The sequence below is a fragment of the Limosilactobacillus pulli genome, from assembly GCF_947381555.1.
Lineage (GTDB): Bacteria > Bacillota > Bacilli > Lactobacillales > Lactobacillaceae > Limosilactobacillus > Limosilactobacillus pulli.
The window spans coordinates 12,863-26,382 of record NZ_CANCWQ010000005.1; the positions used below are offsets into that span (position 1 = coordinate 12,863).

Genomic DNA, 13,520 nt, shown 5'->3' on the forward strand with positions numbered 1-13,520 from the left:
TCCTAAATCGTCATTCCGCCATCAACTACAATCGTCTGACCGGTCACATAATCGTTTTGCGCCAAGAACAGTGCTGTCTGGGCAATTTCATTGGGCAGACCGAATCGTTTCAGAGGCAGGCTCTCTAAAATCTGGTCCTGCGCTTTTTGCGGCATAGCAGCCGTCATGTCGCTGGCAATCATCCCCGGTGCAATGGCATTACAGCGAATCCCTCGCAGTGCGCCCTCTCTAGCTACCGTCTTAGTTAAGCCAATGATTCCCGCCTTGCTGGCAGCATAGTTGGCCTGGCCGGCATTACCATGCAGACCAACGACGCTGGCTAGATTGATGATGACGCCCGCCCGCTGCTTATACATCTTTTTAAGCAGCGCCTGAATCATTAAAAACGGTCCTTTCAAGTTGACTTGTAGAACTTCGTCAAAGTCTGCCGTCTTCATGCCAATCAGCAGGCGATCACGCGTAATGCCAGCGTTATTGATTAATACATCAATTCCGCCAAACTTTTCCCACGCAGTCTTGGTCAGTTCCTTGACGACCTTTTCATCACTGACATCGCCAGGCAAAAAGGCGTATTCAGCACCCAGTTCATCCAGCTGCTGTTTTAAAAAATCTGGCAGCTCATGTCTGGCATTTAAGATCACGCGGCTGCCAGCCTTAGCAAATGCCAGGGCCGTGGCAGCACCGATTCCTCTTGAACTGCCAGTAATCAGTACCGTCTTGTCGGTTAGCTCCATTGGGCATGCTCCTTTACAAAGTTCTCATAGTCCTGACGCGTTTCAATATGCTCTCTTGTCAGCCCCACAGCAACTTGCTTGGCAAACTTGCTGAGCGTCTTGCCAGGACCAATTTCTAACGTTCCATCGATTTGAAAGTGATCGATCAGATACTGCAGATCTTCACCAAAATGCGTTGGCACAGCCAATTGACGCTCCAAAATTGCAGCCGTTGCTTCAGGTTGAAAAGGTGCAATGGTCGTATTGCTGATAACGGGTAGCTTAGGCTGAGCAAACTCAACCCCTTGCAGGCGCGTCTTCATTTTTTGGCGCGCCCCATTAAATAATGGCGTATGAAAGGCCCCGCTGACGTTTAATTTGATGACTCGCTTGGCTGCTTGATGCTCATTTAAAAGATCAACGACTTCTGCAATCCTTGCTTGCTTTCCACCAATTACCAATTGCCGTGGCGAGTTGTAGTTGGCAATCCAAGCATTTGCAGCTTGTTCACAGATCTTTTCAACTTTTTCAACGTCAGGATCGATTACGGCAGCTAAGGTACTTGAAACCTCATCCGCATCTGCTTGCATGTATTCACCGCGATCCTTGAGCAGTGCAAAGCCAGCATCGATTGACAAGGATTCAGCCGCCATCAAGGCTGGATATTCACCTAATGAAAGTCCGATCATGCCGGTTGCTGGCAAGTTGGGCAAATCTCGCTGCAACATGCGCCAGATTCCCAGACTGAAAGCTGCCAAAGCTGGCTGGACGTATCTGGTCTGGTTCAACTCGCCATGCTCGCTTTTCAAGAGCTTGATGATATCAAGGCCTGCTGCCTCACTAGCTTGACTGAGCGTCTGTGAAAACGTCGCGTCTTCAAGCAGGTCGCAACCCATCTGCGGCTTTTGTGCTCCTTGACCGCTAAACAGAATCCCCAGTCGCATCCTAGTCTTCCTTAGCTGCCAATTGCTTAGCTACCAGTTCAACGACATCGTTGATCGTTTCGGCACCGTCTTCAACGTCCAGTTCAATGTCAAACTTGTCTTCCAGTTCGTTCATGATTTCAAAAACATCCAGGCTGTCGGCTTCCAAGTCTTCTTTGATCTTGGCATCCAGCACGATCTTAGCTTCGTCGATGTCCAGTTCTTCAGCTGCAATTTCTTGTACCGTTGCAAAAATTTCTTCTTTAGTCATTTGTTTGTCCTCATTTCTTTTGTTAGTTAATTGTTAAAAACTAATATCTCAAAATAATCGTTCCCGTCGTCAGACCGCCGCCAAAACCACTCAAGGCTAAAATATCGCCTCGTTTGATCATTTCTTTTTCAATACATTCGTCTAAAAGAATCGGTTCGCTGGCGGCAGAAGTATTGCCATATTCAGCAATGTTGATAGGAAACTTTTCTAAAGGCTGATCGAGGCGCTTGGCTACCTGCTTAATAATGCGGGCATTGGCCTGATGCAGCAAAAAAACATCAATCTGATCCAGCGTCAGACCGCTTTGTGAGCTGGCAGCCAAAATCGATTTGGGAACCTCATGCGTGGCAAAACGGTAGACCTCTCGTCCATTCATCTTAAACGGCGTCAGTCCCGTCAGCTGCTTGGGAAAATCACATCCTGACGTCGTATTGCCAGCACTGAGCTCATCGCTGAACTCACCAAACGTCTTGAGGTGGGTACTAAGCAGCGTTGGTGTCTCAACCAGCGTCTGTTCCAGTAAAACGCCACCGGCTCCATCCCCGAATAAAACAGCCGTCGTGCGATCCTGCCAGTCAATCAGCTTGCTTAAGACCTCACTGCCGATCACCATAGCCTTTTTAACCATTCCTGAACTCATCATCCGACTGGCAATCGTCATTCCATAGACAAATCCCGAACAAGCTGCTGAAATATCAAAGGCGATTGCATTTCCTGCCTGCAGCCGTCCTTGAACAATCGCCGCCGTTGAAGGCGTATAGGCATCTGGCGACATGGTGGCAACCAGAATCAAATCAAGATCCCTTGCCTGCCAGCCGCTTTTTTCCAAGAGCAGCTGACCAGTCTTAAAAGCCAAATCAGCCGTATTTTCACCGGTACTGATATGACGCCTTTTGATCCCCGTTCTCGATTGAATCCATTCATCAGACGTATCCATGATTTTGCTCAAGTCGTCGTTTTCAACGATTTGATTGGGAACCCAGCTGGCCGTCTGTACGATTCTTAAGTCTTCCAAAGGCTTTCTCATCCTCTCAGGCATGTTCATCCAGAAAATCTTCCAAGTTGCGTAACGCCTTGCGAACGACTTTCAGTTCTTCATCGTTCATATCTTTTAAAAAGCCCTTAACCATCATGTTGTGAAAGGCACGGTGCGCACGAAACAGCACGCGGCCCTTATGAGTCAAGCCAAGCCGAATCACGCGCCGATCCTCTTCATCACGGTAGCGTTCCACATAGCCCTTTTTCACCAATCGATCAGCCGTTGCCGTCATCGTGCCTGGTGATACATGCAGCTTTTGCGCAACCTGTGAAACGGTCTGGTGATTGTACATGGTGATTGCATCGATTGCGTGCATTTCCTTGATCGTCAAATCACGAAACATGCTTTTACGCAGCTCGTGTTCTTCAACCCACAAGATTCCGTTATAGGCCCGTACCAATGCCTGATTAATTTCTTGGTAGTCGTCATTCATAATGTATTTTTCTCCTTTGCTTATCAGCTCAAATAGTTTGATTATCAAAATACATTATAGACTAAACCGCGGCTAAATCTTAGCTTGGCGATCCGCCACAATAAAGACTAATTCAGCGCTGCAGACCTTTTTGCCCAAGACCTTGGCTACTGCCTTAACAATTCCCATTTGCCGCCGCTTTTTAATCATTTCGATCTCAAGTTTTACTACATCGCCGGGGCGAACCATCTGGCGAAACTTAGCATTGTGAATTGCTCCCAGATATGCCGTTTTCTTGAAAAACTCTGGTGATTTCAGAATCAGAATCGAAGCCGCCTGGGCCAGCGTTTCAATTATCAAGACCCCCGGCATGACCGGATTGCCAGGAAAGTGACCTTGGAAAAACGATTCATTGATCGTAACGTTTTTGGTTGCGATAATGCTTTTTCCAGGTTCCATGGCATCGACATAATCGATATAGCAAATCGGGTAGCGATTGGGAATCAGATCCATGATTTCTTGTGCCGTCATCAGTGCCAATTTTGTCACCTGCCTTCAAAAAAGTATTTCGAGTATCAAAGTATTCGATATTCGAATTATATGTCATTCAAATTTTTAGTCAACCGTTTTCGAATTAATGTAAGCGTTTGCTAGGTATGTAATAATATCTTTTGATGTCTCAAAATACCGTTGTTGATGACAGTCTGGGTGCTTAATAAGAAATATGATAACAAAATCATATCTTGTGGAAAACTTTTTAAAAATATTTCGAATATCAAAATTTTATTATCAAAAAAGCTCGTGTTCAGATCAAGAACACGAGCTTTTGATTTTCGATCATCTATTCGCTTAACGCAAGATCCGGATTAGCATTTTTTCTAGCAAACGACAGACCGGGAACCGCGTTAAGATCCCAGTCGGCTCGATCGCCATGCTGATAATCCACCCAACCGGCTGCTCCAATCATCGCCGCATTGTCGCCACAAAGCTTCAATGGTGCCATCAAGAGTTCAACATCTGGATGCTGAGTCTTAAGATCTTGTTCTAATCTTGTGCGCAGTCCGTGATTGGCCGCCACGCCGCCAGCCAAAATCAGCTGCTTAACCGGATAGTCGCTTAATGCCCGCATCGTCTTTTCTGCTAGCACATCAACTACGCTTTGCTGGAAGCTGGCTGCCAGATCATATTTATCCAGCTCCTGTCCACGTTGTTTGGCATTGTGAACGGTATTGATAAAGGCGCTCTTTAAACCACTAAAGCTGAAATCGTAATTATCCTCTTTTTCCATTGCCCGCGGAAAATGAAAGGTATCTGATCCCTTGGCCGCCCATTCATCAATCGTCTTACCGGCCGGATAGTTGACGCCCAGCACCCGACCAATCTTGTCATAGGCTTCACCGGCTGCGTCATCACGCGTTTCGCCAATAATCTCATATTCATGCTCGCTGGCCATATAGACCAGTTCGGTATGCCCGCCTGAAACCAAAAGCGCCAGCTGTGGGTATGCAAACTCGCTTTCAAAACGAGCCGCATACAAGTGCCCTGCCATATGATTAACCGGCACCAATGGCAGATGATGCGCCCAAGCAACCATTTTGGCAGCCGTTACGCCAACCAAAAGCGAGCCGACCAGCCCTGGTCCATATGTAACGGCAACTGCGCTCAGCTCATCATAATCAACTCCTGATTCAACCAGCGCCTTATCAATGCATTTGGTAATCTGTTCAATATGATGGCGACTGGCAACTTCAGGTACAACACCACCAAAGCGCTGATGACTCAAAATCTGGGTTGCTACGATATTGCTCAAGATCTTTTGTCCATCCTCTACGACGGCCACGCTGGTTTCGTCACAGCTGCTCTCAAATGCCAAAATCAAGTTTCTCTTTGCCACTTTTATTCTATTCCTTTCAAATTTTCCAGCTGAGCGACCATGTCCAATGCATCTTCATGATCGTCCAGATAATAATGCCGTTTGATCTCACCATCGATAAAGCCCATCTGCCGATAGAGCCGCTGAGCCTGGTAATTTGATACTCTAACCTCCAGGCTCAGCGTTTTCATTTTCTGAGCTAAGGCAAGCTGTCTAATCGTTTGCAGCAGATAGGTACCAATACCTTGCCTTTGATAAGCCGGATGGACGGCAAAATTGGTGATATGCGCATCGGCTTTATCCTGATCAAAGGCACAGCCAATAAAACCCAGCACATCGGCTTCAGCGTTTTTCAACACCAAATATAGCCGATCATTACGCTTCAGATCCGCGGCAAACGCGGCTCGATTCCACGGTGCCACGCCATAAATCAGTTCTTCGATATGGACCATGGCGGCAATATCGGCTTCTTTGGCCTGACAGATCATCCCTGGCTTTTGATTGATACTGATTGAACGGCTGGCAAACGTCATTGGTACCCGGTCAATACCGTTAGTCTGCTCTAGCCAATTTTTAAACTTCTCGAACATAGTCCTGCTTGGGTGCATCTGGATGCTGATGCTGCCAGACTGCTTCAGCCTCTGTAATTCTCAGATATTGTGGCACAAAGTCGTCGATATCTTGGACCGGAGTTTCTTTTGCGCCCAGCAGTGCCAGCTGATAGGTTGACGGAATCGCAAATGCAGACGATAAAAACTGTATTTGTTTAGGGACAGCGGTCAGCTGTTTTTTGAGACGATCAGTCAGCTCCCCTGCCAATAAGACCGGTTTTTCAAATTTTACCAATTGCTCCAGTAAATCCTGCATTGAAAGGTGCTGATCATTAAGCACACTGATCAGCTGACCATCCTTCCATTGATAGGCCCCGGCAAAAACGTTTCCGCGCCGAGCATCAAAAAATGGTACGATCAAGGCATTCGTACCTGGATTAACGTTGGCAGCTACCGTCTTGAGACTGGAAATACCAACCAATTCGATTTTTAATGTATCGGCCAATACCTTGGCACTGGTAACTGCGATTCGAATTCCAGTATATGATCCAGGACCCTGGGCAACGACAATACGATCCAAGTCTTGCGGCTGCCATTGTACTTTTTGGAATAGATCGTCAATTACCGGTAAAAGAAAAATGCTGTGATTACGTACCATGTTTAAAGTCGTCGTGGCCAAGAGCTGATCGTTTTCTACCAGGGCCACACTCATGGGATGATTAGAGGTATCAATTGCAAGTATTCTCATGTCATTCTCGTTCCTTTCATACTTAGCAATTTTATCACACTACTAAAAAATGAGTGAGCCAAGCATTGCAAGTCTTGTCACACTCATTTTAATAATCAATCAAAGATTAGTTGTTACGGTCATCGTAGCCCTTTGGATGAGTGGAATGCCACTTCCAGGCTGTTGCAATGATATCGTGCACGTCATCGAACTTTGGCTTCCATCCCAAAACCTCACGTGCCTTTTCACTGGCTGCAACCAAAGAGTCTGGGTCACCAGGACGACGAGGTGCCATCTTGGCAGGAATCTCCTTGCCCGTAACCTCACGCGCAGCTTCTAGCATCTGCTTGTTGGAAAAACCAGTTGACGAGCCCAGGTTGAACTGGTTGGACTGGTTGTTCTTCTTTAAGTACTGCAGTGCCAAAATGTGGGCATCGGCCAGGTCCATAACATGAACGTAGTCACGCACGTTGGTACCATCCGGCGTGTTGTAGTCATCACCAAAGATGCTCAGTTCCTTACGCTTGCCTTGAGCAACCTGCATGATGATTGGAACCAAGTGCGTTTCTGGTCCATGGTCTTCACCAATCGTGCCATCAGGAGCCGCACCAGCCACGTTGAAGTAGCGCAGAGCTACGAACTTAATGCCATAAGCCTTGTCAGCCCAAGCCATCATTTGTTCCATCATCAGCTTGGACAGGCCGTATGGGTTGATTGGCTTTTGTGGATCGGTTTCCTTGATTGGCATGTGTTCTGGCGTACCGTAAGTAGCTGCCGTTGAGCTGAAGACGATGTACTTAACGCCAAAGTCACGCATCGCTTCCAACAGCGTAACCATACCACTCGTGTTGTTGTCAAAGTACTTCAAAGGCTCACTCATTGATTCGGGAACGATTGAAAAGGCCGCAAAGTGAACAACGGCTTCAATGTCTTCGTTGACAAAGATCCGGTCCAAAAAGGCGCGGTCGCGAATGTCGCCATAGTAGAACTTAGCCTTTGGATTGATTGCTTTTTTGTGTCCAGTTGAAAGGTTGTCTGCTACGACAACGTCATAACCATGTTCAATTAAATCTTTAACCATGTGTGAGCCAATGTATCCGGCCCCACCTGCAACTAAAATAGCCAAAGTGTTTTCCTCCCTTAACTTGACAGGTTTACCTCATCGTTTCTCTCTTGGTAAAATTATAACATAAAATTTTAGTAAAACCCTAGTCTGATTCAAAATTTAAAAATTTTAATCATTTAATGGCTGCACAATGCTGCTCATAATCTCGTGATCCAAAAACTTGAACAACAATCCTTCTCTAAGCCCATTGTTGCTAAAAGTCAGCTCCTTGACATCCAATTGACGCAAAATTGCCATCAATGGCAGCAAGCCCCCAACAATAACGTCTGCACGTTCAGAGGCAATGCCGTGGACGCTGGCACGCTGCTTTTTGTCCATCGCCAACAGCGAGTGCATAATCCGGTTGGCATCATCAGTCGACATTTTCAAACCATGAACCGGCAACCGTCCTTTGCCCTGTGATTCCAGCTGCCAGCGATAGATCTTAGCCAGGGCCCGATTGCTGCCGCCTAGTGCCACGACTTCTTGATGCCGTGCTCGCTGCAGCCAGTGCTGAGGTCCCAAGGCGTGATCGACTCTGACGATGGCATCGAACAGATCGGCTGAGTTGATGCGATCATCAAGATGATACTTTTGAGAAAGCAGCACTGAACCAATTGGTAGACTGATAATCTCTTCAGCCTGCCCGTCATCGACATAGATCAGCTCCATGCTGGCCCCGCCCGTATCAATAATCAGACCATTTTTAATTGGCAAGGTTCTGGTGACGCCAACATAGTCTAAATAAGCCTCTCGCTCACCAGAGATTACTTTAATGTTAAAACCGGTTTCTTCTTTAACCCGCTTTAAAAACTCGATCTGATTGGCTGCTTGACGAACCGCGGCCGTCGCCACTGCGATTACGCGGACGTTTTCCAGTACCATGCAGATCTGCTTGAAGTCTTTAAGAGCTGCAATCGTTCGTTCCATCGGCGTCGGCTTAAGCATTTTTTCTGGGCCCATATTTTCCGAGAGTCGAACGTATTCTTTTTCGTAGCGCACCAGATTATAGTTGCCGGACTCATCAATTTCAGTAACTTGCAGTCGAACCGAATTCGAGCCCAGATCGATAACCGCCAGATTAATCATTAGTTTCGCCTTTCTTATCATCGCTCAAGTGCAGATTGGAATCATGACGCATCATTGGCTGGAAAGCACTGGCTGCTTGATGCTGCTCGGTTTCCTTCTTGTCAGCTCGGTTGGCTGCTTGAGCCTGCTTAATAAAGTACTCCTGGCAGCTGAATGGCTGTGCCTTGCCGCGATCAATGCGGTCATATTTGTTGCCATGCAAAATCCGTGTTTTGACATTGTCTTGCCACATCTTGTCAAAAATATCAATTGCTCGGGCCTTGGTATCACTTTCCAAAACTGGGAACAGCTCCTCAACGCGCCGGTTTAAGTTCCGCGTCATCATATCGGCACTGGCCAGATAGATCTCTTCATGACCGTTGCCTTTGAAGTAGTAGATTCGTGAGTGCTCCAAAAAACGTCCAACGATTGAGTGCACCTCAATGTTTTCGTGCAGCTGTGGCAGATCGTTACGCAGACAGGTAATCCCACGAATCAGCAGCTGAATCTTAACGCCAGCCGCAGCCGCTTCATAAAGTCGTGCAATAATCTGCTTATCAGACAGCGAATTCATCTTCATGCGGATCAAAGCTGGGCTGCCTGCCTTGGCGATTTTGATCTGTTCATCGATCTTGGTGTCGATAAACTCACGAATGCCATCAGGCGAGACACGTAGCTTGTGGAAATACCTTGGCCGTGCAAAACCCGAAAGCATGTTGAACAGGTTGGTCATATCCTCGCCCAGTTCGTAGTCGCACGTAAACAGTCCCATATCAGTGTAGAAATGAGCCGTAACATCATTGTAGTTACCAGTTCCTAGATGCATGTAGCGCCGGATGCCATCCTCGTCACGCCGAATAACCAATGCCAGCTTACAGTGCGTCTTTAAGCCAACCAGCCCGTAGATGACATGACAGCCCATTCTTTCCAGCCGTCGTGCCCAGCGAACGTTGTTTTGTTCATCAAAGCGTGCCTTGACTTCAACCAAAACCGTTACCTGCTTGCCTTGCTGAGCAGCCATCCCCAGATACTTGATGATTGGCGAGTTGCCCGATACCCGATACAGCGTCATCTTAATGGCCAGTACTTGATCATCGGTAGCTGCTTGATGAATGAAATTGACGACTGACTGGAAATCATCATAAGGATGCTGAACCAGATGATCCTTGTTTCTAATCGCAGCAAAAATATTGTGATCCATATCAAAGCAAGGAGCAAGATGTGCTTTGAATGGTTGGTAGCGCAAGTCATCGTGTCCCTTAACCATGCCGGAAAGCTTCTTTAAAAACGTCAGGTCGACTGGTCCGTTGACGCGATAGACTGCTGTTTCATTGACATGCAGGTTCTTAATCAGATGATTTTCCAACCATGGATCGATGTCGCGCTCAACTTCCAGACGCATGACGTGCCCATGCTCACGTTCCCGTAATTGATGCTGAACCGCCCGCAAAAGATCTGAGGTGTCTTCTTCGGCAACGTCTAAATCCATGTCTCGCATGACCCGATAAGTACCAGATGAGATGATCCGGTATCCTGGGAACAGCACCGACAAAAACTCTTTAATCAGCTCATCCAATAAAACGAATTGATTTTCGCCCGGCAGCTTGACCAAGCGTTTGTAGATCTCAGGTACCCGCACCGTGGCAAACTTTTCCTCATTTTCGGTATTTTCGTCATGCGGCTCTTGCGAACGACCTTGAATCTCTTGATCGCCTTCCAAAATCTCGTGCTCTTTGACGTGTAGGCTTTCAGGATCGCGTTCCAGTTTGATGGCAATGTTGAGCGAGTTGTTGGAAATAAATGGAAATGGTCGTGACGTATCATCGGCCATTGGCGTCAAAACCGGCATCAATTCCTCATTAAAGTAGCGACGCACGTATTCATACTGTTCTGCTCCCAGCTCTCTGATGTGCAGAATCCGAATGTCTTGGGCCGCTAATTCTGGTAGCAGTTTTTCATTATAGACCTGATAGCGCTGCTCGACCATGCCATGCTCTTTTTGATTAACCGCATCCAGCTGCTCTTTGGGCGTCATCCCCGAAGCATCGGTAGTCGTAACATTGGCAGCCGAAAGCTTATGCAGTGAGGCTACCCGTACCATAAAAAACTCATCAACATTGCTTTGCGTAATCCCCAAAAAATTGGCCCGTTCCAGCAATGGATTTTCAGATGCCAAAGCTTCCTCTAAGACTCGGCCATTAAAGTCGATCCAGGAAAGCTCACGGTTGACGTAGTTTTGTGGTTGATAGAAATCTTTGTACATCATATTACTCCCCTTCCTTGGCAATCAATTCCGGCTTAAGGCCATATACATCGGTAAACAGCTGATTCTTGCGCTGAAAGGCCCATTTTTCCAAGACCAGATCATCATTGGCATGTGCCGTAATCAACAGACGATCATCCTGCAGCTTTAACTCAATTCGCGAAATCTTTTGCAGGCGCGAATCGTCCAATGAGTCGGCCACCCTTAAAATTGCCGCCAGCTTGGCTACGGGCATTTGAATATCATCATCCATATACCGATAGTGAGCCTGAGCAACATCGGGACTTTCCGAGCTATGATAGCGGGCAACTTCGGCAATCGTGCGGTTGTCATCAGCCGAAAGCCCAATCAGCGGATTGGCTTCTAAAATATATTGCGAATGCCGATAGTGTCCTTGTGGATTGATAAAATTACCAATGTCTTCAATCTTGCAGGCAATCTCCAACAACAGGCGATCATGCCGATCAAGGCGATGAATTGGCTGCAGCGCATCAAACAGCTGCAAAGCAACGTGCGTAACAAACGTCGAATGTGCCGTATCGGCTCCATAGCGCTGGGCCATGTTGGCAGCCGAGGTTCGAATCATGTTGTCAACCAGTGAATGATCCCCCAGCTGCATGATCGTTAGACCATCAAGAATATGCAGACTGGTAGCATAAATCTTTTGTGCATCCAACAGGTGAATCGTCCGCGAGATAACCAGATAGTTTGGCAACACCCAATTGACGCTTTGCTCATTGACGTTATAGTGATTGATGATGAACTGATTGGATGAGCTGACGATTCGCTGATAGCGTTTTTCAAAATCTTCTCGTGGCACCTTGCCCAGCATTTCACCAGGCTTAACATAGCTTTGTGCCATTGTGCCAACGTTATGAATCAGCAGGTTGGAGTTTTTAACGTGGCGCAGTTCTGGTACCAGGTACTCTAACTTGCTTGAGATGTAGTCTAAGATGATCTCACTTGGCGTCGTCGTGGTCTGACGCAATGTCTGTGCCAAATGATTGACGCGCGCCTCGCCTAAATCGATATCCCATGACGTTTGAAACTTGCCATGGCGGAAATAGGAAAGGCGCGTAGTATTCAGGCCGATCGTCAAAACGTACAGGGCCTTTTTGCTTAATTCATTGAAACGCGGCATCCGTGCCATTACGGCTGCCAATGCACTGGCCATCAATTGATCGTTGCTGAGCCACTTGATGTCAAGATTAGTGCGAACCTTCAGTTGATCAGCAATGTAGCGGGCCTCAACCAGATTCAGATCTTCTAAGGATCCATAAAAAGTGAATTTTTCAACTTGATATTCATGCAGAACCCGTTGAAATCCCTGCAGATTATCAACAATTGCCTGCATGTTTTGCGCATAGTTGGCAACGTTGTGGCTGCCAACGATCAAGGCTCCTGATTGAACCTCAGTAATAATCTTAAGGGTTGGGAGCTCTATAATCCGAAGCGTCAAGCGATCCGGCTCTAGGAAAATAATCCCAAATAACGAATTTTTCAAGATAACACTCCTCACATGATTTTATTCATTTGAATGCCCTTTTTTCTATTATATGTTTAAGAATACCACCAATTCCAGACCGTTTGAGCCTTAAACGTTTTTTGCACGACAAATAAAACAAAATCTCCACTTTGCACTGAATAAAACAGCGGAAAAATAAAAGAGGCTGGGAATTAACTCAACCTCTTAACTACGTATAGATAACAATGCCTCAGCGCAGTAGCTGGCTGGCAGTTCAAACACTGATAAATCAGCATTTGACTGACCTAGCCATCCTTGCGGAGTTTTTTCTTACTCTCTTTTTGATTTATTCATACCAGATCATTGTTGAGGCAGCTGACAGTTGACCGTCAAAAACAACCCGGTGATCAGTGGCCAGCTCACCATTTTCATTATAATATGGGCTGCTGATCTCACTGGTAATGGTTTGACCATAGCGAACCTCTTTTTCATAGCTCATGGTCATGTGCTTGAGCCGATGACTGCTTAAAAACTCAGCCCCCAGTGGATCCTGCATCCAATCAAAGTAGCGAGCATTATTGACGTGACGATTTGAATCGATGTCAAAGAAGCGGACGTGATAGTTGTTTTTAAACTTAACGTCTTTCAACTCGCACGCCTTGGCCAGCCTTGGCAACCGCTTTTTTTCTGGACCATGGTAAGGCTCAATGATTGCTGAAGGAATCGACATCAAATGACGAGTCTTGAGATTCATATAGACAAACAAACCTGTCAAGTGTGCGTATTCAATTTTATGATCCGCTGATTGAATCCAAAATTCACGCAAGGCAAAAAAGCGATTATTGGCAATTGCTCGCGTACCAAGAATTATTTCTTCACCATTGACCGGCTGCTGCTTGGCAAAACTGCCTTCGTAGCTGGTAATCACCCAGCTACCGCCATAACTCTGCACGACTGCCGTATCCAGTCCTAGCAAATTACCATGATCTTCTGATACCTGCACGGCCATGCTAATTAGCATGCTCAGGTTGGGATGGCCGGTAGCATCACATTCATAGTAGCTTAAACGATGCCTGGCTTCATATACCAATGGAGATTCCAACGTCATTT

At 46.6% G+C, this 13,520-nt stretch carries 14 protein-coding genes; all 14 read right to left on the bottom strand.

Going from position 1 to position 13,520, the window contains the following annotated elements:
- Positions 1–2 precede the first annotated feature (2 nt).
- Positions 3–734 (bottom strand): 3-oxoacyl-[acyl-carrier-protein] reductase, encoded by a 732-nt coding sequence (fabG, locus tag QOS03_RS02590; protein ID WP_283575240.1) that lies wholly within the window; start codon positions 732–734, stop codon positions 3–5.
- On the bottom strand, positions 725–1,657 hold the full coding sequence (locus tag QOS03_RS02595) for an ACP S-malonyltransferase (protein ID WP_283575241.1): 933 nt from the start codon (positions 1,655–1,657) through the stop codon (positions 725–727). Before QOS03_RS02595 ends, fabG begins: the two co-directional genes overlap by 10 nt.
- A 1-nt stretch (position 1,658) precedes the next feature.
- Complete coding sequence (locus tag QOS03_RS02600) at positions 1,659–1,907, bottom strand: acyl carrier protein (RefSeq protein WP_169461310.1); 249 nt, start codon at positions 1,905–1,907, stop codon at positions 1,659–1,661.
- 40 nt (positions 1,908–1,947) lie between these two features.
- The gene (locus QOS03_RS02605) at positions 1,948–2,922 is read right to left on the bottom strand and encodes a beta-ketoacyl-ACP synthase III (protein WP_283575242.1); all 975 of its coding nucleotides are present in this window, start codon (positions 2,920–2,922) and stop codon (positions 1,948–1,950) included.
- Between the two features lie 16 nt (positions 2,923–2,938).
- Positions 2,939–3,379, bottom strand: a complete 441-nt coding sequence (locus QOS03_RS02610; protein ID WP_272208524.1) for a MarR family winged helix-turn-helix transcriptional regulator — start codon at positions 3,377–3,379, stop codon at positions 2,939–2,941.
- Between the two features lie 72 nt (positions 3,380–3,451).
- Positions 3,452–3,898, bottom strand: coding sequence for a 3-hydroxyacyl-ACP dehydratase FabZ (gene fabZ / locus QOS03_RS02615; protein WP_169461312.1), 447 nt, complete (start codon positions 3,896–3,898; stop codon positions 3,452–3,454).
- A gap of 301 nt (positions 3,899–4,199) precedes the next feature.
- Positions 4,200–5,252 carry a tRNA (adenosine(37)-N6)-threonylcarbamoyltransferase complex transferase subunit TsaD gene (tsaD, locus tag QOS03_RS02620; RefSeq protein WP_169461313.1) on the bottom strand — a complete coding sequence of 351 codons (1,053 nt, stop codon included), beginning with the start codon at positions 5,250–5,252 and terminating at the stop codon, positions 4,200–4,202.
- Positions 5,253–5,254: 2 nt separating this feature from the next.
- Complete coding sequence (rimI, locus tag QOS03_RS02625; protein WP_283575243.1) at positions 5,255–5,821, bottom strand: ribosomal protein S18-alanine N-acetyltransferase; 567 nt, start codon at positions 5,819–5,821, stop codon at positions 5,255–5,257.
- Complete coding sequence (tsaB, locus tag QOS03_RS02630; RefSeq protein WP_283575244.1) at positions 5,805–6,530, bottom strand: tRNA (adenosine(37)-N6)-threonylcarbamoyltransferase complex dimerization subunit type 1 TsaB; 726 nt, start codon at positions 6,528–6,530, stop codon at positions 5,805–5,807. The genes rimI and tsaB overlap by 17 nt, the downstream gene beginning before the upstream one ends.
- A 106-nt stretch (positions 6,531–6,636) precedes the next feature.
- Positions 6,637–7,635 (bottom strand): UDP-glucose 4-epimerase GalE, encoded by a 999-nt coding sequence (gene galE / locus QOS03_RS02635; protein WP_169461316.1) that lies wholly within the window; start codon positions 7,633–7,635, stop codon positions 6,637–6,639.
- A 108-nt stretch (positions 7,636–7,743) separates the two neighbouring features.
- On the bottom strand, positions 7,744–8,703 hold the full coding sequence (locus QOS03_RS02640; RefSeq protein ID WP_283575245.1) for a Ppx/GppA family phosphatase: 960 nt from the start codon (positions 8,701–8,703) through the stop codon (positions 7,744–7,746).
- A complete protein-coding gene (locus QOS03_RS02645) occupies positions 8,696–10,945 on the bottom strand; it encodes an RNA degradosome polyphosphate kinase (protein WP_169461383.1) in 2,250 nt (749 codons plus the stop codon). The genes QOS03_RS02640 and QOS03_RS02645 overlap by 8 nt, the downstream gene beginning before the upstream one ends.
- 4 nt (positions 10,946–10,949) lie before the next feature.
- Positions 10,950–12,449: an exopolyphosphatase gene (locus QOS03_RS02650; protein ID WP_283575246.1), complete on the bottom strand. Its 1,500-nt coding sequence runs from the start codon at positions 12,447–12,449 to the stop codon at positions 10,950–10,952.
- A gap of 307 nt (positions 12,450–12,756) precedes the next feature.
- Positions 12,757–13,518, bottom strand: coding sequence for an acyl-[acyl-carrier-protein] thioesterase (locus QOS03_RS02655; RefSeq protein ID WP_283575247.1), 762 nt, complete (start codon positions 13,516–13,518; stop codon positions 12,757–12,759).
- Between the last annotated feature and the right edge of the window lie 2 nt (positions 13,519–13,520).

Bases quoted from the DNA above. Each gene is read 5' to 3' on its own strand.
- fabG (WP_283575240.1), bottom strand. From the start codon at position 734: ATGGAGCTAACCGACAAGACGGTACTGATTACTGGCAGTTCAAGAGGA.
- QOS03_RS02595 (WP_283575241.1), bottom strand. From the start codon at position 1,657: ATGCGACTGGGGATTCTGTTTAGCGGTCAAGGAGCACAAAAGCCGCAG.
- QOS03_RS02600 (WP_169461310.1), bottom strand. From the start codon at position 1,907: ATGACTAAAGAAGAAATTTTTGCAACGGTACAAGAAATTGCAGCTGAA.
- QOS03_RS02610 (WP_272208524.1), bottom strand. From the start codon at position 3,379: ATGAATGACGACTACCAAGAAATTAATCAGGCATTGGTACGGGCCTAT.
- rimI (WP_283575243.1), bottom strand. From the start codon at position 5,821: ATGTTCGAGAAGTTTAAAAATTGGCTAGAGCAGACTAACGGTATTGAC.
- tsaB (WP_283575244.1), bottom strand. From the start codon at position 6,530: ATGAGAATACTTGCAATTGATACCTCTAATCATCCCATGAGTGTGGCC.
- QOS03_RS02640 (WP_283575245.1), bottom strand. From the start codon at position 8,703: ATGATTAATCTGGCGGTTATCGATCTGGGCTCGAATTCGGTTCGACTG.
- QOS03_RS02645 (WP_169461383.1), bottom strand. From the start codon at position 10,945: ATGTACAAAGATTTCTATCAACCACAAAACTACGTCAACCGTGAGCTT.
- QOS03_RS02655 (WP_283575247.1), bottom strand. From the start codon at position 13,518: ATGACGTTGGAATCTCCATTGGTATATGAAGCCAGGCATCGTTTAAGC.